Source organism: Dysgonomonas sp. Marseille-P4361 (assembly GCF_900343125.1).
Lineage (GTDB): Bacteria > Bacteroidota > Bacteroidia > Bacteroidales > Dysgonomonadaceae > Dysgonomonas.
This window is the reverse complement of the sequence record NZ_OPYL01000006.1, coordinates 129,913-155,026: the sequence shown is the minus strand read 5'-3', so window position 1 is coordinate 155,026 and position 25,114 is coordinate 129,913. Positions and strand designations below refer to the sequence as shown.

Here is a 25,114-nt window from a genome sequence, read left to right as displayed (position 1 = left end):
ACTTAGCGATGGGCTAACAGTTTAGATTTCACCATCTATACTTTAGCCCAATACTTATATATTCTTATTTATTTTTCACTAAAACTTCATCAACCATACCATATTCTTTTGCTTCGGCTGATGTCATCCAATAGTCGCGGTCAGAATCTAGAGCAACCTTGTCAAATGGCTGGCCAGAGTGTTCAGAGATTATCGTATAAAGTTCTTTCTTTACTTTACCAATTTCTCTTGCAGTAATTTCAATATCCGAAGCTTGACCTTGAGCACCTCCTAATGGTTGGTGAATCATCACACGCGAATGTTTCAATGCAAAACGCTTACCTTTTTCTCCAGCTACTAACAATACTGCAGCCATTGATGCTGCAATACCTGTACAGATAGTAGATACATCACTGTTTATGAATTGCATTGTATCATATATACCATACCCTGCATATACGGATCCTCCAGGGGAGTTAATATAGATTGATATATCTTTGCCCGAATCGGCTGAATCAAGGTACAGAAGTTGCGCTTGAATTACATTTGCAGTATAGTCATCCACTTGTGTTCCAAGAAAGATAATACGATCCATCATCAGACGAGAGAACACATCCATTTGCGCCACATTTAACTGACGTTCCTCTATAATAGTTGGCGATATATAGCTGCTGGTAATATCGATATACTTATCCAAAGCCAAACCATTCATTCCTAAATGTTTGGTTGCATATTTCTTAAATTCATTATTCATAACATTCCTCTTTTAGTTTAATAAAGTAATATCACTTTATAACAAACAATTATCGTGCCACTAAACTGGCATAAAAAAAAGGCTAATATAAGCCTCTTTTCTAACTGAACAAAGTTATAAATAAAAAACAAATAGAACAGTCAACATTTCTATTTATTTTTTATGAAATAAATCTATAACTCAGGTATTTTACTATTCCATGCCCTTATTTTAGTTTATTGACTAATTCAATAAAGCCTTTCCTATATCCATAGGGGTCGAAAGAAGTAGCTTGACCAGAAAGATCTAATACCATTTGCATATCGGCATTACCTTTATATTCGGACTCTCTCAGAATAAGACCATAGGCTGTTACTGCCGCAGCAAATCTCATATTTTCGCTCGACTTATCAATATCTAGCACATTCGAAGCTAACGTTGTTGATAACGGGCGACTAATCTCTTCATCGGCTTTCTTATAACGAGCATCATAGCTCCCCAAGGCTATTATCGTATTCTTTTCCAAGACTGTAGCAGGTATAATCTCATACATAGCTGTGATTGTTTGTCCTACACCAATCTCGCCTGCATCTTTTTCGTCATCTTCGAAATCTTGATTTTCTAAAAGTCTGTTCTCATAACCGATCAGTCGATAAGACTTTACCGCATCCTCATTAAACGTCAACTGAAGTTTCACATCTTTCGCTACAGCATAGAACTTCGACCTTTCGTTAACAAAGACTTTTTCTATTTGCTCAGCATTATCAATATATTCATATGTGCCATTTCCTTTATTTGCGATCTGCTCAGCCATATGATCATTCAAATTTCCTCCTCCTACACCTAATACAGTAATGAAGATCCCTTCATCTTTCTTACTTTCTACGAGCTCGATCAGCTCTTTCACAGAAGAAGGACCAGTATTAAAATCTCCATCAGAGCCCAATATTATTCTATTATTTCCTCCTTCTATAAAATTTTCTTTAGCAATTTCATAAGCTTTGGATATTCCATCATGACCAGCAGTGGAGCCACCTGCACCCAATTCATTAATAGCATTTTGAATTACTTCTTTCTGATCAGCAGAGGTTGAATTAAGCAAGACTCGTGCACGACCCGCATAAATCACTATAGCAACCTTATCATTATCTTTTAGGTTGTCGACCATAGTTTTGAAACCTGTCTTTAAAATTCCTAATTTATCAGGAGAGTTCATAGACCCGGACACATCTATAAGAAACACATAATTACTTGGCGGCAACAGATCTTCTATGATCGTTTTCCCTTTTACCCCTACGCGCAATAGTAGATGTTTGTCATTCCAAGGACACCTTGCCACTTCACTATTCAATGAAATAGATTCTTCTTGCGGCGGCTCCGCATAGTCGAATGTGAAGTAATTAATAAACTCTTCTATTCTTACTGATTCCTTTGGTGGACGTTGTCCTAAATTTACATATCTGCGCATATTAGCATACGCTGCACCATCTGCATCTATAGAAAATGTAGATATCGGTTTTTCAGAAACGTCCTGAAATGGATTTTCTTCATATTCCATATATTTTTCACCATAGACACCTGATTGAGGCATGGATTCCCACCCTCCGACATCATCCACACCTGTAGTACTACAGCCTACAATAACCCACACTAAAGGGATTATCCAAATAGCTTTAATCGTTTTTTTCATAGCTTGTAAGTTTTGTGATTTATAATTACTTAGGCTTATATAAATATAGATGCATATAGAATCAATAAAGTTGCAAAATACGAATAATTAACTGGTTGAAACAAAAAAAAGCAGAGGATTGTTCCTCTGCTTTCTCTATTTATTATATAGAATAAATTATTCTTCTACAGCCTCTCCTTCTTTTTCGAAGAATTTACGGAATTCGTCAAGAGACACTACTTTTTCTTCTAGTCCCATCTTAGACTTCAATGCATCAATAATCTTATTTTCCATTGCTCTATCTAATAGATTGCGAGCATTTTCTTTATTCTTAAGCATATCGTTTGCATAGTTCTCTACCATTTCGTCAGGAAGATTCATCATTCCATATTGAGCAAACTGAGCTTTTGCTGCTTGCATTGCGATAGTTTTCATATCTTCATTTTCAATTTGCAGCTCGAAATCTTTCGCAATTTGTTCTTTTATTAAATGGAATTTTAAATCTGCTATGATTTTTGGATACTCTGCGTCAAGAGTCTCTGCTGTTCTTTCTTCTCCGGTTGTCATCAACCATCTTTTCAAGAAAGCATCAGGGAACTGCAAGTCACCAACTTTATTTTCAAGAACTTCTTTTGCGTCCAACAAGAATTTATAATCACTATCAGGTGCAAACTGATCCTCGATAGTTTCTCTTACCCTTGCTTTGAATTCTCCTTCATCTTTCACATTTCCTTCTCCGAATACTTTGTCGAAAAGTTCTTGGTCTAGATCTGCTTCTTTATAGCGTGTGATCTCTGTAATCTCGAAGTTAAACTCAGGAGCAATAGCTTCTACCGCATCTTTTTCAATATGTAGCAATGATGCAATTTCAGCTTCATTTCCTTCATAGGCTTTTCCTGGGTTGAACACAATCACATCTCCAGCTTTAGCTCCTACAAATTTAGCTTGCTCTTCTTTATCTTTCATATATGAAGGCATTACAATCCCTGCTTCAACAGAGATGCCACCTTCTTTTACTTTGCCATCTTCAAGTTCAACTATAAGCCCTTTGATAAGATCTGTTTCTTTAGCTCCTTCTTCTACTTTTTCATACTTACCATAATTAGCTTTGTATGATTCGATTTGTTTATCAACAAGTTCTTCGTCAACATTTATTTTATAGTAGTCAACTTTATCTTTATCCGACAATTCTAATTTAATTTCCGGAGATAGTGCTATGTCAAAAAAGAAGTCATAATCTCCTTCGATCGTAAAATCTATCGGTTGTTGTTTTTCTTCGTTAGCAAGAGGTTCTCCAAGTACGTTCAATTTGTTTTCTTGAATATAATTGTAAAGACCTTCTCCTACCATTTTGTTTATCTCTTCTGCTAAGATGGATTTACCATACATTTTCTTCACCATTCCTACAGGCACTGTACCGGGACGAAATCCAGGAACATTAGCTTTCTTGCGAAAAGCTTTTATTGCATTGTCTAATTTTTCTTGATAGTCAGCCTTAGCAACTGAAATTTGTATAATAGCATTTACACTATCAACATTTGTAAGAGATATATTCATCTTAATGAATTTATATTAATTATTTACTAGTTCTATTTTTCGAAAAACATATTGTAAAAAATATGCTCCCAGTTTTGGTGGTGCAAAAATAGTCTTATTATTGCAATATTCAAAGGGAATTTTAAAAAGTTTACTCTTTAAACACATCAAAGCAACAACTCTTTAACACTTTAGCACAAGGCTTTATAAGATCTCTTATATTTCTTTACCATCAATACCAATTCAAAAAAACTAAATCCATTGAGTTTGTTTCAATTCAAACAATAATAGATAAATTCAGTTTCTAAAAATTGAATACTATATGGACAACAATCAATATTTGTGAATATTACATGTTACATAACATGTTTTATCCTTTTTTTTACTAACTTTGTTTTCAAATGAATTTAGAATAACACTGGTTACACAATCAAGTTTTTTAAATGGTAAAGAATAGCAGTAGTGTTGTAAACTTATCAGTAAGTATCCCCGAGATTTGGGAACTCTTAAATGATGAAGAGCGAGATATCATTTCTTCCAATACAAAAGTTCTTGATTTCAAAAAAAATGAGATCATATACAGTGAAGAAGAGACTTCGACGGAACTCATGTGTTTATTGAAAGGGAAAGTAAAAATCTACAAAGATGGAGTCGGAGGTCGCAGTCAAATTATAAGAATGATACGTCCTACTCAATATTTCGGCTATAGAGCTTACTTTGCTACAGAACCATATGTGACAGCAGCAGCAGCCTTTGAGTCTTCAACTGTATGTTTCATACCTATGGCTATTATTGAAAAAATAGTGAATCAGAATCCTAAATTAGGCATGTTTTTCATTCGTGAATTGTCCGTAGATCTCGGAATAGCCGATGAACGAGTGGTTAATCTAACCCAAAAACATATACGAGGTAGATTAGCAGAATCTCTTATATTCTTGATCGAAAACTACGGGTTAGAAGAAGATGGTGCTACAATTAGCATCTACTTATCGCGTGAAGATCTAGCCAACTTATCTAATATGACTACTTCTAATGCGATACGCACTTTATCAACCTTTGTTGATGAACATATCATAACTTTAGACGGACGAAAAATAAAAATCATTGACGAAGAAAAGCTACGAAGAATTAGCAAAATAGGATGATAACTAAGATTGCTCATAGATATCTAGACTTTAAATACAAAGAGGTAGACAAATTTATTCAACACCCAGTTGACTCACAAAAAAAAATCTTTGACTATTTAATCAAAAATGGCTCCAATACACTCATAGGCCAGGAATACAATTTTTCTGTCATTAAGAATTTTGACGATTTTAGAAAAAATGTTCCTGTTTTTCACTACGAAGACCTACGCTCTTATCTAGACAAAATCATTATAGATAAACAACAGAATGTACTTTGGAACAAACCTGTAAAATGGTTTGCCATGTCTTCCGGTACCACTGAAGATAAAAGTAAGTATATTCCTGTAACAGAAGAGTCTTTGACCCAAGGGCATTATAAATGTGGAGAGCAGATGCTTGCCATTTACGGAAGAACAAATGAAAGAGCAAAGTTCTTTTTCGGGAAAACGCTCGTCTTAGGAGGAAGTAAACAGATCAATAATATCGGAGATGGTGTATTTACGGGAGACATTTCAGCCATCCTTATCAAAAATTTATATTTCTGGGCAAAGTTCAGCCGTACACCAGAAAGCATTTCACTACTACCCGATTGGGAGGTAAAACTACAAGCCTTAACTGATTATGCTATCAAACATGATGTTCGAGCCTTTATGGGAGTGCCTTCTTGGTTATTAGTATTGTTGAAAAAGATAAAAAATGATACAGGTAAAGAGCTAACTGATATTTGGCCAAACTTAGAAGTCTTTTTTCATGGAGGGGTAAGCTTCACTCCCTTCGAAGAGCAATACAAAAGAATCATCCCAAAGTCTGATATGTGGTATTGGGAAACATACAATGCTTCAGAAGGATTCTTTGGCGTACAGTATTCTAACGAATCCAAAGACCTGCTATTAATGCTTGATAGTGGTATCTATTACGAGTTTATCCCGATGAGTGAGTGGGACAGCGAGAAGCCTCGAACACTAACTTTGGACGAAATAGAAACAAATCAGAACTATGCCATTGTAATTACTACAAATGGAGGTTTGTGGCGTTATGTGATTGGTGATACAATTGAATTTACATCTACAGCTCCATACCTCTTTAGAATAACGGGAAGGACTAAGAATTTCATTAATGCATTTGGCGAAGAACTGATCATAGACAATGCCGAAAAAGCTCTTGCCGAAGCTTGTAAAGAAACAGGTGCAATAATTGCCGAATACACTGCAGCTCCTGTATATTTTGGCGACAACAATACTGGTGCTCACGAATGGTTTATAGAATTCGTTACAGAGCCCGATAATTTAGAACACTTCGTTTCTGTACTAGATAACAACTTAAAGAAAGTCAATTCGGACTATGAAGCTAAACGTTCTTACAATTTATCTCTCGGACTTCCTATCATAAGAAATCTGCCGAAAGGAATATTTAATGAATGGATGAAATCTATTGGCAAACTCGGTGGGCAGAATAAAGTGCCTCGTTTGGCAAATAATAGAGATTATGTAAATAGGCTTTCTGATTTTCTTAAAGACAAATAAGCTTTCTAGAAACAATTCATAGGAATAAAAAAGGAGAACATTTAAATGTTCTCCTTTTTTTTAGCATTTATTTATTTTTTCAACTCTTTAATTCTAATGTTTTTGAATTTAACTGGAGATCCATGCCCCAAGAATCCAATATGTCCTTTTTCGTTGAACAATCCTGAATGTTCTCGTTTATCGCGAGTACCATTTTCAGTAGCTTCTCTGATGTTACCATCAAGAATAACAGTACCATTTAGAGTTATTTTGATATTATCTCCATTAGCAACTACTTCTTGATAATTCCATTCTCCTACTGGTTTCAGATATCCTCTTTTAGCAGGAATGATTCCATAAACCGAACCATGATATTGATGCTCTGCTAATTTTGAATATACAGGAGCTTCATTATCTAATATTTGTAATTCCATACCAACATAAGCAGCATCACCCTCCATTGGAGTTCTGATACCTAAACCGTTATTAGCTCCTGGTGTTAATTGGAATTCAAAACGAAGAACAAAGTTACCAAATTCGTCTTTAGTATAAAGGTTCCCTCCATGTCCTCCTTTTGGATCTAAAGAAATACAGCCATCTTCGATAGCATAGTCTACAGTATTTCCTGTCCAATGATGCATGTTAGTTCCATCAAAAAGAATTCTATAGCCTTCCTTTTTCTCCTCAGCAGACAACTCGAATGGTTCTACACTCTTCAGTTCTTTCACATAGATATTTCGATAATACACTTTGCTTCCATGAGCCTGTAACTCAATTTGCTCTTCGGCAAAGATAGGAAGAGAACGATCCCAGAAGTTTTCTAGAATAACATTATCAACTACCAATTCTCCATTTAGTTTAACAGTCACTCTATCTCCAATCATCTTGATGTAGAATGTATTCCATTCGCCCAGCTTATTATCTGCTACTTTCAGAGGCTTCGATGCATTCTTTGTATTATTATATAAACCTCCTGACCCAACTTGTGCTCCGACATCTACTCTAGATGTATCCCATATTTGCACCTGAGGTGTTCCTCTCAAATAAATACCGGCATCTGCTTCCGGTCCTGCAGGATCAAGATTCCAGTCTATATACATCTCAATATCTCTATATTTCTTATCAGTACAGATATTATCATATCCTTTGCCATCAAAAATAAGGTATCCGTTCTCTACTTTCCAGTCTTTTCCCATTTGAGCATCAGCAGCAACTTGTTTTTTTGCCAATTCTGAAGCTTTCATTTTAGATCTGGTTATTGGATTTTCTACCAATCCTTTCCAACCGGTAAGATCTTTCCCATTGAAAAGAGAAACAAATCCTTCTTCTTCAGGCATCTCATTTAAATGCTTACGGATAGCTTCTTTTTGATAAGATGCATCAGGATTATCTAAAACCTCTATCACCTTATTCAACAAAGTTCTTACATCACTACCTGTAAATTGCTTATTATTTAGAGCTATATTCATAACAGCTCCTGCTGCAGCCTGTTGAATCGCAGGTTGAGACAGATATTCTCCGGCAAGAACCATTCCCAAGAATGAATTTGTTTGACCCAAATGTTTCAATATCTCATTCTTTTGTTTGTCTGTTTTAGCAATTTCGATAGCATTGGTTAATAGCAATCTGCGATTTTCTCCAGTCAACTTAGTATTTGACGCTAATTGTATATAACGATCTAAAGCACGATCAAAATAAGCAGAAGACGATGAGTCTTTACAAAGCTTATATAAAATATCTGCAACTTCATTGCCATCCCACTCAAGCAGAGCCAGGAAGGCATCATCTTTCATCTTACCTGTAGTCTGACCAAATAGACCAGTTATAGCGTCTAATGCTTTTGGTGTTTTAGTTGATACTAATATTGAGTAATAAAGAGATTGCTTGTTTGCCGGAGCTTTACCCATTTGTTGGGTGATCATCGCAAATTGTGTATCTCTATCAACGTTTTTCATTGCTGATTTAATGGCTTGCTGAATAGCCGGAACATTTTCAGCTTGGGTATTTTCAAGCAGGTTATACAAAGTAGGTAGTTCGTTTTCAGACACTACATCTTTCAATGCTGTATATGCTGCTTTCTTAACCTCATTTGATCCTGATTTAGTTTGATCTATTACAAGCGAAACATTATCAGAAGATTTACGGTTTGCTAAAAGTTTTAAACTCGCAATTTTACCTGCATCTGATGCAGAAGAGATTGAAGCAACTACCGATGGTGCTATATTTCCCGCTGTTGTATATAGTAAATTTTCACCTAAAAGAATAGATTCTTCATCTGCTCTAGTCAATAAACCTGCCAAAGCAGAAATAGCTTGATCTCCACCTATTCTTGCTAACAAGCTAGCTGCTGAAGTTTTCAATTCGGCATTATTACTTGAAAGTTCAGGAATAAAATCACCAACATTCAGATTTTTTATTAAAGACAGTTTTACAATATCTGCACTTTCCTGACCTAACCAATTTAGTATATCTATTTTTACTTCCGGTTTTGCTTTTTGATATACCTTCATTAATCCTGCATAGAAAGATTCATTTGCATAATCAGAAGCATAGTTTAAAGCAGCATAACGATAGTCCTTATCTTTATCTTTTAATGCATTCTCTGTTAGCTTTAACACATCGGCAGGTTTAGCAGCCATTAAAATTTCTAAAGCCGCTTCTTTAACATTAACCCTTCCTGACTTATCTGCTTTCTTCATCAGGTCAGAAGCTGCTTTTTCTACTTTTTTAGTATTTCCCTGCAATAATACACGCTTCAAAAGAGCTATATACGCCTCTGTTATACCTGTTTTTTCCATTGTATAATCTACAGCCTTTGCTGCATTAGAAAGCTCTTTTATTGAATTTTTGCTTCCACAACGACTTAATGCATAAAATACAACTTTGCGCATATCTTCACTACCAGAAGTCAATAGAGGCTTCAGTAGATTTTCTGCTTCAGGAACTTGCATATCACCGATCGCTTCTATTATATCCATCTTCGATTTATCGTTAGATACTGAAGAAAGAGAACTCAAAAGAGCTTTAGCTGCATTATCTGTAGCAATAGCTGATAATGCACGAGCCGCAGGACCACTCAACGATTCATCATTCAGATAAGAAGATAATGCATCAACAGCTTCATTCTTAGCCACTATTTCGAGCTGGCGAATAATAAAGGCTTTAACCTCTCTATCCGACACTTGAGATAACGATTTTATATAAGCTTCTGATGTTGTAAGACGGTCACGTTCCATCCCATCAGCAGCCACAGTATACGACAATCCACTAAGAGCATATCGTATAGATGCCGTATTCCCTTGCTTCTGAGATTCAAACATATTTACAAGCTGCAAGACTCCTTCTTCTCCGGTAGAGATCAGATCTTTCATCATTGCATTATACTGCGTTTGCTTCTTTGACGGCATTTGAGCCAAAACATCGGCTACAATAGTTTTAGCTGTCCTATTTGCCGGAGATTGAGCATTGATAGCCAAGCAAAACAAAGAGGCTAAAATGACCAAATATATTTTTTTCATGAGATTTTCTTTTTAGATGATTAGATATTCCAAGGTGAACGCATCGGTTGATCCAACAAACGATTAGCTGCTTCATCATTAACAAATTCCAATTTCACAGGATCGAACTCGAGAGTTCTGTTTAAGCGTAAAGCAACAAGTCCCATATTTACAATAGTCGATGAGCGGAAGCCATTTTCTTCATTTAATGCAAATTTTCTACGAGTACGTACACTTTCCAAAAAGTCTGTTACTTGTGGTGCTGGTTCTGGATAATCTGCTAATTTCTTTTCCCAATCAGGAATATCACATACAAAGTTTTTATAAACATTACCTTTAGGTCCAGCAATGTAAGGTGTATTTGGATCGCCATAATCTTCTCCCCATAATACGATCTGACAACCATCATCATAAGTATATGTAATAGATCTCCATGTGCCTACAGCATCTGGATGTTGCTGAGGTGCATCAACTTCAACTTTCACTGGGCTTGTATTATCTTTGCCTAACATGTATTGAACCGGATCTATATAGTGTTGTCCCATATCTCCAAGTCCTCCTCCATCGTAATCCCAATATCCACGGAAATTTTGATGAACTCTGTGAGAATTGTATGGCTTATAAGGAGCTGGTCCTAACCACATATTATAATCTAATTCTTCAGGGATGGACTCTGTAGTTAGATTCTCTTTTCCTACCCAGAAGAATTTCCAATCGAAACCTGTATGTCTACTTATCGTTACCTTCAATGGCCAACCCAACATACCGCTATCCACTAATTTTTTCAAAGGTTTAACCGGAGTCCCCAATCCATAAAAGTTATCTGTAAAACGGAACCATGTATTCAATCTAAACATACGTCCATATTGTTTCACAGCTTCCATCACACGCTTTCCTTCACCTATAGTACGTGTCATAGGTTTTTCGCACCAGATATCTTTACCTGCTTTAGCTGCCTCTACTGACATTATTCCATGCCAATGTGGAGGAGTTGCTATATGCACAATGTCTACATTTTTATCTAAAATCAGATCGCGGAAATCATGATAAGCAGCTATCTTATCAGTAACTAAGCGTTTCCCTAATTCCAAGTGTTTCTTGTCGACATCACAAACTGCAACTAATCTTGTTCCTGCATAATTTAGATGTCCTCTTCCCATACCACCTGTACCTATTATACCCTTAGTCAATTGGTCACTTGGTGCCAAATAACCGTTTCCTAAGACATGGCGAGGGACAATTGTGAGAGCAGCTGCTCCTAGCACAGAACTTCTCAAAAATTTTCTTCTATTCATGATATATTATTTAAGATTTGGCATTATTTTTTATAGCAATAATAAGCATTGCTATTTGAAGTGTTAAAGTTAATACATAAAATGAAACAATAAGAGTATTGTCTATTCTTTTTTTTGAATAGTTATAGAAACGAGTTCGCTATATTAATATATAGATATTTATACCAAGTGAGTTATTGTAGATTAAAAGATATAGCGTCTAAAAGGAGAATAAAAACAGTTTTTTAACATTTCGACCGCTTAATACAAACTTAAAGGAAATTTATCTTTAATATAAAAAAGAAAAGGTTGTCATCCCGACAACCAATCTTCATTGTTAACCTTAAATCTAATACCATGAAAAACACAGTACAAAGATAAGCGAATTTTTATGTTATAAAACATATTTAGGTGGTTTTCTTTAATAAATTTACATTTTTTAACCAATAATTCCATTCAAAAAATAAATCTCTATAGTTTTTAACACTATAGAGATTTATTACAGCTAAATTATAATTAGATCCTTTATAGCATACTCGCTGCTTCTTTATCTAAAAACCAATATAAATATCCTTTCTTAGGATTTACTTTTGCAGCTGGATACTTGTCTAAGAATTCTTTTCTGTTCTTTATTATATCACGAACTTTCTCAGCTTTTCCTTTTCCTGTAACTAAGAAGACCACATGCTGCGAATTATTAACTACACGTCCACTAATACTTACTCGCTCCATATGTGAGTCGGGATGTTCTGCGACAATACAAGATTCCTTACTATCCCAAAGTTCTATTTGGTGAGGGAAAACAGAAACAGTATGCCCATCATCTCCAAGTCCAAGCATTACAATCTCGAAACTAGGAATTTCTTGACGTTGCATAAGCTTAACACTTAAAACCTTACTATACCATAGAGCTTCTTCCTCAGACTCATTTTCTCCATGAATACGATAGATGTTACGCTTCGTTATTTCCGGCACTTTATCAAACAGATGCTTTTTGGTCATACCGAAGTTACTCATTTCATCTTCAGGAGGAACACATCTTTCATCACCCCAAAAGAAAAACACCCTATCCCAATCGATTGATTCTCTACAGTTTTCAGCCCAATAGTCAAAAACAACCTTAGGTGTTGTGCCACCCGAAAGAGAAATATTCACCTGTGGGTAAACATCAAGTACTTTCTTTAAGAATGCAGTAAACCCTTCGCTTAATTCGTGCGTACTGTCGTAAACATTAATTTCTTCTTTTATCATAATTCACAGTATATTCCGTCATCCGATAAATTCTTGCAAGGATAACGCCATGTTAGATTTTTTTCTTCTATCAAAGCATCTGCTGATTCTGGCCCCCACGAACCTGCCGGATATCCATGTAGAGGTGCATCAGGATTATTATCCCAAAAGTCTAACAAAGGCTGTACAAACTTCCAAGTAGCCTCTAAAGCATCACCACGAATATATAAGGTAGAGTCACCGACCATACAGTCTAACAACAAACGCTCATAAGCCTCTGGAAGGTAAGTATCTTGCAGTTGCGAATAATGAAAATCCATATTTACATTTTTCACAACATAACCTCCACCCGGCACCTTCATCTTTGTCTTCAATAATATACCTTCATCAGGCTGTATACGAATCACCAATTGGTTTTCATCGTTCATATCCACAGTTTCAGGAAAAAGCTTTTGTGGAGCTGGTCTGAAGTGAATAACAACTTCAGAAACGCGTGTAGGAAGCCTTTTACCTGTACGTATATAGAATGGAACATCAGCCCAACGCCAGTTATCAACAAATAACTTCATAGCAACATAGGTCTCCGTTCTTGAATCCGGATCAACATCTTTCTCTTCACGATACCCCTTTATGTATTTGCCTTTAACATTAGAAGCAGTATATTGCCCACGAAGAACATTTTTAAATAGGTCTTCATTAGACATAGGTCGCAACGCTTGGAATACTTTCAGCTTCTCATTACGAATAGATTCTGAATCAATAGCCATTGGCGGCTCCATAGCAACTAACGCTAGCAACTGCAACAAATGATTTTGAAGCATATCGCGTAAAGCTCCGGAATGGTCATAATACCCTCCTCTATTTTCAACACCTATGCTTTCAGCTGCTGTAATCTCTACATGATGAACATAGTTCCGATTCCACAAAGGCTCGTATATCCCATTCGCAAAACGAGTTACCAATAAGTTCTGAACAGTTTCTTTTCCTAAATAGTGATCGATGCGATAAATTTGCTCCTCATCATAATCTTTCAGTAACGAGGCATTTAAATCTATAGCTGATTGCAAGTCTACGCCAAATGGTTTCTCGATAATAATTCGTTTAAAATTATCATTTTGAAAATTAAGACCTTGAGCTGCTAAATATTTAGGGATCACCGGATACATAGCCGGGGGTGTAGACAGGTAGAAAATATAATTCCTTTCTGTTCCCTCTTCTGCATCCATTTGCTTTAACCTTTCTGCTAATTTGCTATACTCTCCTTCCTGATCTGTATTCAATGACAGATAGTGTAGTTTCTTAGAAAATAGTTCTAGATCCTCATCTGATATATTCTTTGCAGTAGCAAATTGCTTTATGCCATCTATCATCTTTACACGAAAAGTTTCATCCGTAAAAGAACTGCGTGCAACACCCAAAACTGCGAAGTTATCAGGTAAAGAATTTTGTTTATACAGATTAAACACAGCAGGAATAAGCTTCCTGTATGTAAGATCACCAGAAGCTCCGAATATAATCAGAGCCTGGTTCTTTATTTTTTTTGATTTCATCAATTCCTCCTATCCTCTCCAAACAAAGGGAGGTTAATTGTTCAACTTCTATTTACTTTACTTATAACTAAATGTAAAACCCAGAAGTTTATCCTTTTTTAATTTCGTGACCACCAAATTGATTTCTCATAGCAGCCAATAATTTCATTGCATATGAACTTTCTTGTCTAGACTCGAAACGAGTAAATAATGATGCAGTAATAACGTGAGCAGGTACATCAAAGTCAATAGCAGTTTGCACTGTCCAACGACCTTCGCCACTATCTGCTACATAATCCTTAATACCATCAAGCTCTTCATTACCTTCAAGGGCGTTGCCGATTAATTCCAATAGCCATGAGCGCACAACCGATCCTTGCATCCAAACACGTGATATTTTTTCCAAATCAACGTTATAAGGTGAGCTTTTCATTATTTCAAAACCTTCGGCATAAGCTTGCATCATACCATATTCGATACCATTATGCACCATTTTCACCATATGACCAGCACCGCTTTCACCACAACGCATATAACCATCCTCTGGAGCTAAGCTTTTAAAGATTGGCTCAGCAAAGTCACAAGCTTCTTTATCTCCTCCATACATTAGGCAGTAGCCGTTTTGAAGTCCCCAAACTCCGCCACTAGTACCACAATCAAGATAATGAATTCCTTTTTCTTTAACTTTTTTACCCCTCTCTACAGTTTCTCTCCAATAACTATTACCTCCATCTACAATTATATCATCCGGATTAAGCAAAGTAAGAAGTTCCGCTATATTATCTTCCACTGGTTTACCTGCAGGAACCATTAACCAAACTAGCTTACGTCCCTCTAACTTAGATACTAGATCTTGCAAACTAGAAGCAGGAATAGCACCTTTAGCTGCTGCTTCATCAACTTCTTTTTGAGTCAAGTTATAAACTACTACTTCGTGACCGAAGTTTAAAAGGCGTTCTACCATTCTGCCGCCCATTTTACCTAATCCAACAAATCCGATTTTCATATTATTTTATTTTGTATTTATCTATTAAACAAGTTCGTCTCCGAAAAGATTTATTCCCCATCCTTTTCGCAACGACTAAGTTACAATTATTTTATCTTTTTAAGTTAAATTCGGGACAAAAACAACACATACAAAAGCTCTATACATTGATAAACAGCCTACTAATCCCCTATTATTAAATATAGATTTATTCTATACAAACAACAGATATATATTTATAATTTATACAAAGAAACGCTATAGTTTATTACATCTATCAAAAATCGTCTTTAGTTATATTTATTGTACAAATTTCAACACCATCCTGATCGTTGTATTTATAACTAAAAATAACACCTGCATCTAACATACTCATTATATCTCTATCACCTCTAACCCCATTAACCAATTCCTTTTTCATATTAGAAGTAAAATTGGAGTCAATATCTGATTTCTTCATCGATAACGTATATTCATAAAATAATGTTTTCGGGGAGACAAAACTACAATTCTGCAATGTCGTAATCTCATCTATCGACATTGGTAAAGCCTGCTGCACACCTGCAGCTGTACTTTTCAACAGCAGACCCAGATCCTCCTCACCCATAGAAGAAACGAGTTCTTTATTTTCCTCATTCACTTCCGCATTATAATCATCTGGAGTAATTTCAACATTACCAAAAAGCTTTCCTGATTCATCTCGGTACGAATACACAAATACCACTCCAGCCTTTCTCACAAGCTCCATCTCTTTATTCGCTTGAATTGCATATACCAAACTAGGTTTAGTCATACGTGTAAAATCATCCAGACTAAACATAGCACCATCAATAAAAGAAATGGTGACATACGTAACAAATCTCATCTTGTCTTCTACCTTGCAGCTATCTAAACGAGTTACTTGATCTAATTGTATAGGACATTGCTCGTTCAACTTCTTAGCTTCAGCTTCCAGCAACTTAGTTACGACAGTATCTTTCGCATCTTTACAATGTGTCAGGCTCAATAAGGTAATCAAAGAAACCAAAAGAATAAAAAAACTTTGTCTGTGAGTTTTCATAAAATCTATGTTTAAGTTATTAGTAAACGACCATTCTATATAGAGAATAAAATTAGTACAATAATTTACATCCTGAAACAACATCTCAATCTTTATTTATAATCTACAAAAGATTAGCTACTTTTGTCCGTCATTAAAAAAAACACAAAATTGAACTCAGAAAATTCATCTCTGAAACAAGATATCGGACTAATCACAGCTATCAGTATAGTTGTAGGAAACATGATAGGATCGGGCATATACGGTCTACCCTCAGCTTTAGCAAAAGTAGCAACACCATCTATTACAATCTTAGCTTGGATATCGGTCGCTATAGGAGCTATCATCATAGCCTTAAGCTATGGCAATTTAAGTCGAGCAATACCTAAAGCCGGTGGGCCGGTAGTATATGCAGAAGCCGCCTTGGGTAATTTCAGCGGCTATACCGTCAGCCTAATATGGTGGGTGGGTGCAGCAATAGGAAATGCTGCAATAGTCGATCTTATGTTTACAACACTCGCAGAACTGACACCTGGATTAAACACCCCTATTTACAGACTGGCAACGACATTACTCTTTTTATGGTTCTTTACCTACATCAATATAATAGGGGTGAAATTTGCAGGATGGGTAAGCATAACATCCAACATCCTTAAATTCATCGTCTTCGCATTGGTTATATTTGTTGCTATCCCCTATTTCAATCTAGACATACTAGTCAGCGATCAAATTCCTACTGCACTAGCAGACAAACAAGACGTCAGCTTCTTCACAATGTTTGCTGCTGCAATTGCTCTGTTATTTTGGGCATTCACCGGTCTGGAAAGTTCAACTATGGCGGGAGGCGAAATAAAGAATCCCGAAAAGAATATCCATCGCAGTATCATTTTTGGCTTATTGATTGTTGCTATCATATATATACTACTCAACATATCTCTTTTTGCTCTGGTTCCTCAATCAGAATTAGCACAATCTGATTCACCTTTTGCCGACGCCATCAATAATGGGCTAGGAGGTAACTATGGAAAGATCATTATCAACTTCATTATTATGGTATCATTAATCGGCACCCTTGCTGGTTGGATCCTAGTCACAGCACGAAGTGTATATGCCGCCAGCAAAGACAAATTCTTCATTCAGGCCTTTTCTAAATTACACCCAAAATATTCTACACCACATATAGCTCTTATTATTTCAGGGATTATCACCACTATATTCCTTATACTCAATTTTTACTCCGAGGTTTCGGGTAACCAAAAGATGTTATCTCACTTTGTTAATATCACCACTGTTGCAGCATTCATCAACTTACCCACCTATGTTATCACAGTAATAGCAGAATATATACTAGTAAGAAAAGGGAAATTAAAATCTTCTAAACTAAACAATATACGAATAATCCTTGCCCTTATAATTTCTCTTGTCTTTTTATATTTCGGATGGATAGGCTCTATTGTACCTTCAATCTATTGGATCATATCAGGAATACTTCTTGCTATAGGAATGCTTTGCTATCCTATGTTTATAAAGAAGCTAAAAGATAAAAAATAAAGAAATTCTTATATTCCGATATATAAAAAAGAGCCGCTAATCAGATTAGCGGCTCTTTCTATATTTCAACAGATGTTTCTTATTCTGAAACTACCTCAAATGGTATTTCAACTGAAACTTCTTTGTGAAGTTTAGCGATAGCTTTAAAGCTTCCTACTTCTTTTACAGCTTCTTTGATTACGATGATTTTTCTATCAACATTGTAACCTAATTTTTCAAGAGCTTCTGCTATTTGAATATTAGTTACAGAACCAAAGATTGTTCCTGTAGAACTTGTTTTTGCTCCAATAGTTAGAGAAACTCCTTCTAATTTAGCAGCCAATTCTTCAGCATCTTTCTTGATTTTTTCAAGTTTGTGAGCACGTTGTTTTAGGTTTTCTGCTAAAACTTTCTTTGCCGACTCAGACGCTATAATAGCTTTTCCTTGAGGGATAAGGTAGTTACGACCATAACCAGATTTAACTGTTACGATATCATCCTTATATCCTAAGTTTAATATATCTTCTTTTAATATAACTTGCATATCTTTTCCTCCTTGTTTTTATTTCATTAAGTCTGTTACATAAGGAAGCAAAGCCAAATGGCGTGCTCTTTTAACTGCTTGTGCAACACGACGTTGGAATTTAAGAGATGTTCCTGTGATACGACGAGGAAGAATTTTTCCTTGTTCGTTCAAGAATTTCTTCAAAAACTCAGGATCTTTATAATCGATATACTTAATACCATTCTTTTTGAAACGGCAGTATTTTTTCTTTTTGACATCAACTGAAGGCGGAGTCAAATATCTGATTTCTGATTGTTGTGCCATAGTCTAGTTCTCCTTTACTTCTTCTTTTTTAGATGATTTTAATTTTCTTCTCTTCTGCGCATACTCGTGAGCGAACTTATCTTGACGGAATGTCAAGAAACGGATTACACGCTCATCGCGGCGGAAGTTAAGCTCTAACTTAGCGATAACAGCCGGATCAGCTTCAAACTCTAAAAATGCATAAAAACCAGTAGATTTCTTCTGAATTGGGTAAGCCAATTTGCGAAGTCCCCAGTTCTCTTCATTCACTATTTGAGCACCTTCCGCAGTCAAAATAGCTTTGAATTTTTCTACCGCTTCCTTCATCTGAACATCAGATAAAACGGGAGTCAAAATGAAAACGGTTTCGTAATTGTTCATAAATAAATTAATTAAAAATTAAACATGTCATTTTTACAAATGAGCCGCAAAGATACACTTTTTTCATTATAGTACAAAAGCCAAAGCATTAAAAATCTTTGATAAAGAAACTTCTTTTTACTATTTTTGTAATAAAATACTATACTTGCAACATGAATACAGAAGAGATACTAAGCCTTGATTATGATCTGAATCTTATTTTCCCTATTATAAACGGAAAAGTTTCTATGGCTATTAACCGTATGATGTATCGAAATTTCAAAAAAGAAGGACTAGATATAACCCCCGAACAATGGACTGTATTAGCTTTTCTGTGGAAAGAAGACGGCGTTACACAACAAACGCTATGTAACTCTACCTTCAAGGACAAACCAAGTATGACTCGTCTGATAGACAATCTCTCGAAACAAAAATTAGTATACAGAAGTGCTTCGACTAGCGATAGACGTTCTAATTATGTACATCTTACGGAACTAGGAAGATCAATAAAAGACAAGGCAAATAAAGCTGTATCAGAAACAATGGAAGCCGCATTGAAAGGGATTGACGAGGAGGGGCTTAAACAAGTAAGAACTCTTCTGGCAGCTGTATTTGGGAATATACAAAGTGCATTGGAGAAATAGTCACTCCAAAATATCAAGATCTAAATAAATAGGGAGGTGATCACTAAAACCTCCTAAATACCTCCACCCCGAATAAGAACGAAAAGGTTTAAAACCACCATACTTCTTATTATCTTCACTTAACATGAAATCGACAGAATAAACGTAAGCTTTTTTATTTTTTACACGTATTTTAGAATTGGGCATCAATAATCGGCCATTGACTATGAACTGATCTACAAAATTCCATTTACCTCTATATTTATAAGTACCTATACTTTTTATCTTTTCTCTAGAGGCTGTATAAAATAAATTATACAAATCATCTTTGAATATTTCAACATTTGCCTCGCCAGCTTTTAGGATATCTTTTAGGCTTACATCCGTTGGATAATCATTAAAATCTCCCATGATAATTATATTCGTTCCTTTACGCACCTTATGTAAACTATCCACTTTTTCTCTTAACAAAGTCGCGCATTTAATCCTATAAGGACGCGATCGCTTGATACCCTCACGACGAGAAGGGAAATGACATACAAAAACATCTAACAAACATCCATTTACAAGTTGACCCGTTATATGTAAAATATCACGAGTCGTTTTCAGAGTATCTATAATTGGTGTATAAAATTTCTTGCTCAGTATTTTTATCTGATCTCGTTGATACAAAAGTGCAGTATTAGAGCCGCGAAAATCCTTCGAATCGGTAATTATATATTCGTATTTGTGTTTTCGGAGTGCCGTTTTCCTTGTCAAATCGTTCAATACTGAATCATTCTCTACTTCGGACAAGCCTACAATCGCCGGGGGATATCCTTCGTCAATTGACAATATTGTACGGGCTAAATTATGTTGTTTCTGCCAATAACGATATGGAGTCCATCTTAATTTTCCATTAGGAGCAAAATCATCATCATCGGTCAAAGGGTTGTCTTTTACATCATACAGGTTCTCCACATTGTAAAACACGACTCGAAATCTTTCCTGAGCTATCAGATTTAGGTTAAGAAGCGGGAAAGACAAAAGAATAAACAAACAACTGATATATTTATTGATGCCATTCATAGCAACCTATATCCGGATTGGCATCTTGTAACCGAGAATAACCTTTTATATCCATTGGCACAGATGCTGAATAGACATTATTCCCCTTATCAATTGCCGGAGAATTTTGTTGCAACTCAAAGCTATATGAATATACTTTATCTTTATTTAAATTATCAAAAAGAGGGTCTTGATTCCATATATTACCAGCGAATGATGCTCCTTCTTGTAGCTTACCCTTAATCAAACAATTATCAAATCGAAATTTAAGTAAAGCACTGCCTGTTTTTTCAACAGACACCTCATCCGACATATCACCATATACTATCGTATTCAAAAAATCGCACTTCGACAAAGGTGAATCATCCCCCGATGGAGTCTGATTACGCAAAACGACTGCCGCCGATCGACGAGCACCCCATTCATAATAATTTGCTATTGTACAATGCAAAAAAGAGTATTTACCTCCTTCAAGAATCAATGTTCCATTTTTAGCGTTCGTAAACAAACAATTCACGACCTCCAGATTGCTATTCTTTGAATATACACCATAGTCCAAACTATTGAAAACTATTGTATTTTTCAACTCTGCTTTTTTCCCCTCCGGGTTTGAAGCATGAAAAGTTATACCTCTTACTGCATTCCTTATATGAACATTCTCAAAGCTATTACCATAACTACTCGTATGAACAACAATACCTCCCCATTGCCCGGGAACATTATTATAGGGAATATCTCCTTCGATGTTATCAAACCTATCTCCTCTGAAAACAATCGGCTCTTCTACTATTCCTTTCGCCAAGATTGTTCCATGTATAGAGATAGCAGCATCCTTATTTAAATAAAATACTGCCCCTTGTTCTATAGTCAACTTTGCTCCTTTTGCTACAGTCACTGTGTCATAAACTAAGATCGGCTTTAGGCTTGTAATAAGCGTATCCTCTGTTATTGTTTTTTTCTTCCATATAAAAACATCCTGCCCTACTGCCTCCAAATAAAGATATTGTGCATTTCCGTTGGTCACGAACCGAATAGAGTCTCGAATCACAAGAGGATTTTTAGAGTCATAAGGATTAACAGTCACTTCGATGAAACCGAATAAACTATCTCTCTTCAATATTTCTACGTTTGTCAGCTTAACACCTTTCTCCCCATCAATATTCATTCTGAATCCACTTTTTTCCGGATTCATCAACTCTATCGTTTCGATAAGCAAAGATTTATCGTTTCGGTTATATATTTTAAACTTTTTAGTAGCAGACCCGATAGTTGTAAAAATAGTATCAAAACTAATTTTTTCAGATGAAAAATTTAAAGTTAGATTTTGATCTGAAGAAAAGTCATCATCTTCTGCACATGAATAGAATGCAAGAACTGACAATATCAAGAACACAGAGAATAGCTTTTTTTTCACGTTCTTATTATTTAGCTACAAACACCATCGATAGAACAAGACTGCCCGCTAATAATCTCTCCATCATTCTTCCCCGAAAACTCTCCATTTTGCTCCCATTCTTCGTAGGATTTATTCAAAACTTTCAGATAGTCTTCTATCGCAATAGATCCTTCTACCATTTCTTTATTATTAAAAACATAAAATGGTATATATTCCAAATTAAGAGTATTCTCGCTATACTCTATATCTTGCTTTATTTCATCCAAGTATTTATCACTATCAAGCAAAGAAATAATATCTTCCTCTTTCAGTCCGACAGAAACACCCAATCGAACGAGAGTATCTCTATTGCTTACATCAAGTCCCTTTATAAAATATGCTTCAAACAACACTTCCTCCGTTTCTGTTGCTAACGACTGTTCTTTAGCCAGCTTAACCAACCTTAAAGCATCGGAAGTATTCGCCACCACTAGATTTTCGAAATCATAGTTCAACCCAACCTCTTTCGCTATACTTTCCGTTTTTGCCATTGTTGCTTTAGCCTCATCTACAGAAACGCCATACTTTTCAGAAAAATAGTTATACATACCTTTCCTATAAGGCTCTTTTGGCAATTCGGGATCCAGTTCATAACTATGCCATACTAGCTCTACCTTATCTCTATTCGGAAATTGAGACAACGCTTTTTCTAATTTCCGTTTTCCTATGTAACAAAACGGACAGGCAATATCTGACCAAATTTCTATCTTCATTTTTTCCATGACTATAACTTTTAGACTAACAAATATACATTGATTAATTGGTAAGATCACATGACATTATAAATAATTGACATCTAGCAATAAAGAAAGAAGGTCGTGAAAAGAATATCTCCTTTCACAACCTTCTTCTTATGCAAAATCGATCTTTTTATTTAGCGGGGATACTTTTTAATGTATCCAGTAAGAAATCCCACCATTTTTCAACCGAAGGAATATGGACTTTCTCTACCGGAGAGTGAGCATCGCGAATAGTCGGACCACATGATATCATATCCAGATGCGGATATTTTTCAAGAAATAAACCACACTCCAACCCTGCATGTATAGCCATTACTTCAGGCTCTTTTCCAAATAGTTTTTTATACGACTCTTTTGCCACAGCTAACACTTTTGATTCAGGATTAGGCTTCCAACCCGGATAACCTGCAGAGTGAACAACCTCCGCCTTAGCTAGCGTAAATACAGCATTTACAATATTTCCAGCATCATCTTTAAGCGAATTTGTAGAACTACGTTGGCTTGTAGTAATTACGATCGTATTATTCTCTTTCATTTTTACGGAAGCCAGATTCGTTGAAGTCTCCACCAAATCAGGTATATCAAAGCTCATAGCTAAAACTCCATGAGGACATGCATAAAGACTATCCAGTAGGTTATTTACAGTTTCTTTATCTATTACTGATTCTGGAGTATCAGTAGAACCTAATACTATATCCAGATTTGGGTCTACAACTTTCAGTTCAGCCTGAATATCCGGTAGCAAGGTATTTAACTCAACTATAACATTTTCCTTCAAGCCATATGGCACTCCTGCCACAGCAAAGGCCTCTCTAGCGATTGCATTATGAAGATTTCCTCCATCTATCTGAGCAAGCATTAGATCATATTTTCTATTCAATGCCCATAGATAACGATTCAATATCTTATTCGCATTACCAAGACCTTTATGAATATCTGCTCCAGAGTGTCCTCCACTCAAGCCTTTAACTTGTACCTTGAACCAGAAATAGTTCGAAGGGACAGCTTCTTTCTTATAAGAGAATGTAGCAGTTGTGATTTTTCCTCCGGCACATCCAATATAAATTTCTCCTTCCTCTTCTGTATCTAGATTGATAAGAACATCTCCATGTAGAAAATCCTTACCCAATGCATACGCACCTGTCAAACCTGTTTCTTCATCTACTGTAAACAAACACTCTAGCTTACCATGCTCTATTGTATCTGAAGCCAATATAGCTAAAGCAGCAGCAACGCCAATACCATTATCTGCTCCCAGCGTAGTATTATTGGCCATCAGCCACTCTCCATTGATAACAGTTTCTATTGGGTCTGTATCAAAATTATGATTAGTTCCTGCATTCTTCTCAGCAACCATATCTACATGCCCTTGTAAAATTACAGTCGGAAGGTTTTCATATCCTTTTGTAGCAGCTTTAGTTATTACTACATTCCCAGCCTCATCTTTTCTTGCTTCCAAACCATGTTCTTTCGCAAAGCTTAGTAAATAAGCAATTACTTTCTCTTCCTTTTTAGATGGACGAGGGATTTGAGTCAACTCATAAAAATAATTCCAAACAGCATTTGGCTTAAGTTCTTTTATTGTCATCTGTTTATTTTTTTAATAAAAACTCTGTTTTCCTTTAATAAGCTATAAAATTAGGGAGATAACGTATAAAAAGAAATATTTTTACATCTTTTAAAGGTTTTAAAGTAGCATTCTTTTAACATAAAGATATATCTTTGCCAAGTCGTTTTAAAAAAGCTTTTTATACTTTTGCAAAACACACTCAGAACTTAGAGGTTAACTAAAAACATTTATAAATGAAGAATATTTCTTACATTATCAACGGTGTGCTAGCAGTAGCAATCATTGTTCTTTTCATTTTGTTCTTTACATCGAACAAGAACAGCACCCCTCAAACAACGACAACTTTGGCTTTTTCTGAAGGGGATTCAACCAGTGTACTACCTATTGCTTATGTCAATGTAGACACTCTTCTTACTCATTACAATTTTTACAAAGATTCTTTCGAGGAACTTGCTGCTGAAGAGAAAAAAATAACAGCAACTGCAGAGCAAAAGAAAAGACAACTAGAAAGCGAATACAATACATTCAACCAAAAGCTTCAAAAAAATGCATTCTTGAGCCAAGAACAATTTGACTCGGAAGCAAATCGTATCCGCAATCTTGAAGCAAATATTCAAAACAGCCTTCAAAAGCTGCAAGCTGACATTATGCAAAAGCAAGCAAAAATGAATACTCAGATTTTCGATTCTATAAGAGTTAATCTGAATGACTACAACAAAAAAGCCAACTATCAAATTATATTCAGCAATACTGGATTTGATAATATACTTGTAGCAAAAGACTCGTATGACATTACCAAAACAATTGTCGATAAGATGAACTCTCGCTACAAAAAAGAGCAGGCTAAATAAGATTTGACCAAACAATATAGAAAAAGATAATCCGATAGGGGTTATCTTTT

21 protein-coding genes are annotated in these 25,114 nt (G+C 35.6%); 5 read left to right on the top strand and 16 right to left on the bottom strand.

Annotation, left to right across the window (positions count from 1 at the left end; all coding sequences use genetic code 11):
* Nucleotides 1–64 precede the first annotated feature (64 nt).
* The 3 genes from clpP to tig form a co-directional block, all read right to left on the bottom strand.
* Entirely contained in the window at nucleotides 65–733 is a 669-nt protein-coding gene (gene clpP, locus DHU68_RS11940; protein ID WP_108823216.1) for an ATP-dependent Clp endopeptidase proteolytic subunit ClpP, read from the bottom strand.
* Nucleotides 734–938: 205 nt separating this feature from the next.
* Nucleotides 939–2,402: a VWA domain-containing protein gene (locus DHU68_RS11935; protein ID WP_108823215.1), complete on the bottom strand. Its 1,464-nt coding sequence runs from the start codon at nucleotides 2,400–2,402 to the stop codon at nucleotides 939–941.
* A 156-nt stretch (nucleotides 2,403–2,558) separates the two neighbouring features.
* On the bottom strand, nucleotides 2,559–3,938 hold the full coding sequence (gene tig, locus DHU68_RS11930) for a trigger factor (RefSeq protein ID WP_108823214.1): 1,380 nt from the start codon (nucleotides 3,936–3,938) through the stop codon (nucleotides 2,559–2,561).
* A gap of 422 nt (nucleotides 3,939–4,360) precedes the next feature.
* On the opposite strand from tig, the gene DHU68_RS11925 reads away from it, so the two are divergent.
* Entirely contained in the window at nucleotides 4,361–5,062 is a 702-nt protein-coding gene (locus DHU68_RS11925; RefSeq protein ID WP_108823213.1) for a Crp/Fnr family transcriptional regulator, read from the top strand.
* Nucleotides 5,059–6,567 (top strand): GH3 auxin-responsive promoter family protein, encoded by a 1,509-nt coding sequence (locus tag DHU68_RS11920; protein WP_108823212.1) that lies wholly within the window; start codon nucleotides 5,059–5,061, stop codon nucleotides 6,565–6,567. Before DHU68_RS11925 ends, DHU68_RS11920 begins: the two co-directional genes overlap by 4 nt.
* 71 nt (nucleotides 6,568–6,638) lie before the next feature.
* Here DHU68_RS11920 and DHU68_RS11915 read toward each other — a convergent pair whose 3' ends face one another.
* The 6 genes from DHU68_RS11915 to DHU68_RS11890 all read right to left on the bottom strand — a co-directional run bounded on the left by DHU68_RS11915 (nucleotide 6,639) and on the right by DHU68_RS11890 (nucleotide 16,121).
* The gene (locus tag DHU68_RS11915) at nucleotides 6,639–10,064 is read right to left on the bottom strand and encodes a DUF1080 domain-containing protein (RefSeq protein WP_108823211.1); all 3,426 of its coding nucleotides are present in this window, start codon (nucleotides 10,062–10,064) and stop codon (nucleotides 6,639–6,641) included.
* Between the two features lie 20 nt (nucleotides 10,065–10,084).
* Nucleotides 10,085–11,338 carry a Gfo/Idh/MocA family oxidoreductase gene (locus DHU68_RS11910; RefSeq protein ID WP_108823210.1) on the bottom strand — a complete coding sequence of 418 codons (1,254 nt, stop codon included), beginning with the start codon at nucleotides 11,336–11,338 and terminating at the stop codon, nucleotides 10,085–10,087.
* A gap of 504 nt (nucleotides 11,339–11,842) precedes the next feature.
* The gene (gene pgl, locus DHU68_RS11905; protein ID WP_108823209.1) at nucleotides 11,843–12,568 is read right to left on the bottom strand and encodes a 6-phosphogluconolactonase; all 726 of its coding nucleotides are present in this window, start codon (nucleotides 12,566–12,568) and stop codon (nucleotides 11,843–11,845) included.
* Nucleotides 12,565–14,097: a glucose-6-phosphate dehydrogenase gene (gene zwf, locus DHU68_RS11900; protein WP_108823208.1), complete on the bottom strand. Its 1,533-nt coding sequence runs from the start codon at nucleotides 14,095–14,097 to the stop codon at nucleotides 12,565–12,567. Before zwf ends, pgl begins: the two co-directional genes overlap by 4 nt.
* 88 nt (nucleotides 14,098–14,185) lie before the next feature.
* Nucleotides 14,186–15,082, bottom strand: a complete 897-nt coding sequence (gene gnd, locus DHU68_RS11895; RefSeq protein ID WP_108823207.1) for a phosphogluconate dehydrogenase (NAD(+)-dependent, decarboxylating) — start codon at nucleotides 15,080–15,082, stop codon at nucleotides 14,186–14,188.
* A 256-nt stretch (nucleotides 15,083–15,338) separates the two neighbouring features.
* Nucleotides 15,339–16,121 carry a hypothetical protein gene (locus DHU68_RS11890; RefSeq protein WP_160111127.1) on the bottom strand — a complete coding sequence of 261 codons (783 nt, stop codon included), beginning with the start codon at nucleotides 16,119–16,121 and terminating at the stop codon, nucleotides 15,339–15,341.
* 150 nt (nucleotides 16,122–16,271) lie between these two features.
* On the opposite strand from DHU68_RS11890, the gene DHU68_RS11885 reads away from it, so the two are divergent.
* Nucleotides 16,272–17,651, top strand: a complete 1,380-nt coding sequence (locus DHU68_RS11885; RefSeq protein WP_108823205.1) for an APC family permease — start codon at nucleotides 16,272–16,274, stop codon at nucleotides 17,649–17,651.
* Between the two features lie 79 nt (nucleotides 17,652–17,730).
* On the opposite strand, the gene rplI is transcribed toward DHU68_RS11885, so the two are convergent.
* From rplI to rpsF, 3 genes are read right to left on the bottom strand one after another with little or no spacing between them, the layout of a single operon-like run.
* Entirely contained in the window at nucleotides 17,731–18,174 is a 444-nt protein-coding gene (rplI, locus tag DHU68_RS11880) for a 50S ribosomal protein L9 (protein WP_108823204.1), read from the bottom strand.
* Nucleotides 18,175–18,192: 18 nt separating this feature from the next.
* Entirely contained in the window at nucleotides 18,193–18,459 is a 267-nt protein-coding gene (gene rpsR, locus DHU68_RS11875; RefSeq protein ID WP_006798740.1) for a 30S ribosomal protein S18, read from the bottom strand.
* Nucleotides 18,460–18,462: 3 nt separating this feature from the next.
* Nucleotides 18,463–18,819, bottom strand: coding sequence for a 30S ribosomal protein S6 (gene rpsF / locus DHU68_RS11870; protein WP_108823203.1), 357 nt, complete (start codon nucleotides 18,817–18,819; stop codon nucleotides 18,463–18,465).
* 152 nt (nucleotides 18,820–18,971) lie between these two features.
* Here rpsF and DHU68_RS11865 point away from each other — a divergent pair, with 152 nt between their 5' ends.
* On the top strand, nucleotides 18,972–19,442 hold the full coding sequence (locus DHU68_RS11865; RefSeq protein ID WP_108823202.1) for a MarR family winged helix-turn-helix transcriptional regulator: 471 nt from the start codon (nucleotides 18,972–18,974) through the stop codon (nucleotides 19,440–19,442).
* Here the strand turns inward: DHU68_RS11865 and DHU68_RS11860 are convergent, their stop codons facing one another.
* The 4 genes from DHU68_RS11860 to DHU68_RS11845 form a co-directional block, all read right to left on the bottom strand.
* Entirely contained in the window at nucleotides 19,443–20,489 is a 1,047-nt protein-coding gene (locus tag DHU68_RS11860; protein WP_255412497.1) for a hypothetical protein, read from the bottom strand. It lies immediately after the preceding gene.
* Nucleotides 20,473–21,882 (bottom strand): choice-of-anchor Q domain-containing protein, encoded by a 1,410-nt coding sequence (locus tag DHU68_RS11855; RefSeq protein WP_255412496.1) that lies wholly within the window; start codon nucleotides 21,880–21,882, stop codon nucleotides 20,473–20,475. The genes DHU68_RS11860 and DHU68_RS11855 overlap by 17 nt, the downstream gene beginning before the upstream one ends.
* An 11-nt stretch (nucleotides 21,883–21,893) precedes the next feature.
* Nucleotides 21,894–22,625 carry a DsbA family protein gene (locus DHU68_RS11850; RefSeq protein WP_108823201.1) on the bottom strand — a complete coding sequence of 244 codons (732 nt, stop codon included), beginning with the start codon at nucleotides 22,623–22,625 and terminating at the stop codon, nucleotides 21,894–21,896.
* Nucleotides 22,626–22,773: 148 nt separating this feature from the next.
* Nucleotides 22,774–24,231, bottom strand: a complete 1,458-nt coding sequence (locus DHU68_RS11845; RefSeq protein ID WP_108823200.1) for an aminoacyl-histidine dipeptidase — start codon at nucleotides 24,229–24,231, stop codon at nucleotides 22,774–22,776.
* Nucleotides 24,232–24,446: 215 nt separating this feature from the next.
* Between DHU68_RS11845 and DHU68_RS11840 the strand changes: the two genes are divergently transcribed.
* A complete protein-coding gene (locus DHU68_RS11840) occupies nucleotides 24,447–25,064 on the top strand; it encodes an OmpH family outer membrane protein (RefSeq protein WP_108823199.1) in 618 nt (205 codons plus the stop codon).
* Nucleotides 25,065–25,114: the final 50 nt, after the last annotated feature.

Coding starts and splice junctions, on each gene's coding strand:
- DHU68_RS11865 (WP_108823202.1), top strand. CDS start 18,972: ATGAATACAGAAGAGATACTAAGCCTTGATTATGATCTGAATCTTATT.
- tig (WP_108823214.1), bottom strand. CDS start 3,938: ATGAATATATCTCTTACAAATGTTGATAGTGTAAATGCTATTATACAA.
- DHU68_RS11850 (WP_108823201.1), bottom strand. CDS start 22,625: ATGGAAAAAATGAAGATAGAAATTTGGTCAGATATTGCCTGTCCGTTT.
- DHU68_RS11845 (WP_108823200.1), bottom strand. CDS start 24,231: ATGACAATAAAAGAACTTAAGCCAAATGCTGTTTGGAATTATTTTTAT.
- DHU68_RS11915 (WP_108823211.1), bottom strand. CDS start 10,064: ATGAAAAAAATATATTTGGTCATTTTAGCCTCTTTGTTTTGCTTGGCT.
- gnd (WP_108823207.1), bottom strand. CDS start 15,082: ATGAAAATCGGATTTGTTGGATTAGGTAAAATGGGCGGCAGAATGGTA.
- rplI (WP_108823204.1), bottom strand. CDS start 18,174: ATGCAAGTTATATTAAAAGAAGATATATTAAACTTAGGATATAAGGAT.
- DHU68_RS11840 (WP_108823199.1), top strand. CDS start 24,447: ATGAAGAATATTTCTTACATTATCAACGGTGTGCTAGCAGTAGCAATC.
- DHU68_RS11935 (WP_108823215.1), bottom strand. CDS start 2,402: ATGAAAAAAACGATTAAAGCTATTTGGATAATCCCTTTAGTGTGGGTT.
- DHU68_RS11860 (WP_255412497.1), bottom strand. CDS start 20,489: ATGAATGGCATCAATAAATATATCAGTTGTTTGTTTATTCTTTTGTCT.
- rpsF (WP_108823203.1), bottom strand. CDS start 18,819: ATGAACAATTACGAAACCGTTTTCATTTTGACTCCCGTTTTATCTGAT.
- rpsR (WP_006798740.1), bottom strand. CDS start 18,459: ATGGCACAACAATCAGAAATCAGATATTTGACTCCGCCTTCAGTTGAT.
- DHU68_RS11890 (WP_160111127.1), bottom strand. CDS start 16,121: ATGAAAACTCACAGACAAAGTTTTTTTATTCTTTTGGTTTCTTTGATT.
- DHU68_RS11920 (WP_108823212.1), top strand. CDS start 5,059: ATGATAACTAAGATTGCTCATAGATATCTAGACTTTAAATACAAAGAG.
- DHU68_RS11925 (WP_108823213.1), top strand. CDS start 4,361: ATGGTAAAGAATAGCAGTAGTGTTGTAAACTTATCAGTAAGTATCCCC.
- DHU68_RS11910 (WP_108823210.1), bottom strand. CDS start 11,338: ATGAATAGAAGAAAATTTTTGAGAAGTTCTGTGCTAGGAGCAGCTGCT.
- zwf (WP_108823208.1), bottom strand. CDS start 14,097: ATGAAATCAAAAAAAATAAAGAACCAGGCTCTGATTATATTCGGAGCT.
- pgl (WP_108823209.1), bottom strand. CDS start 12,568: ATGATAAAAGAAGAAATTAATGTTTACGACAGTACGCACGAATTAAGC.
- clpP (WP_108823216.1), bottom strand. CDS start 733: ATGAATAATGAATTTAAGAAATATGCAACCAAACATTTAGGAATGAAT.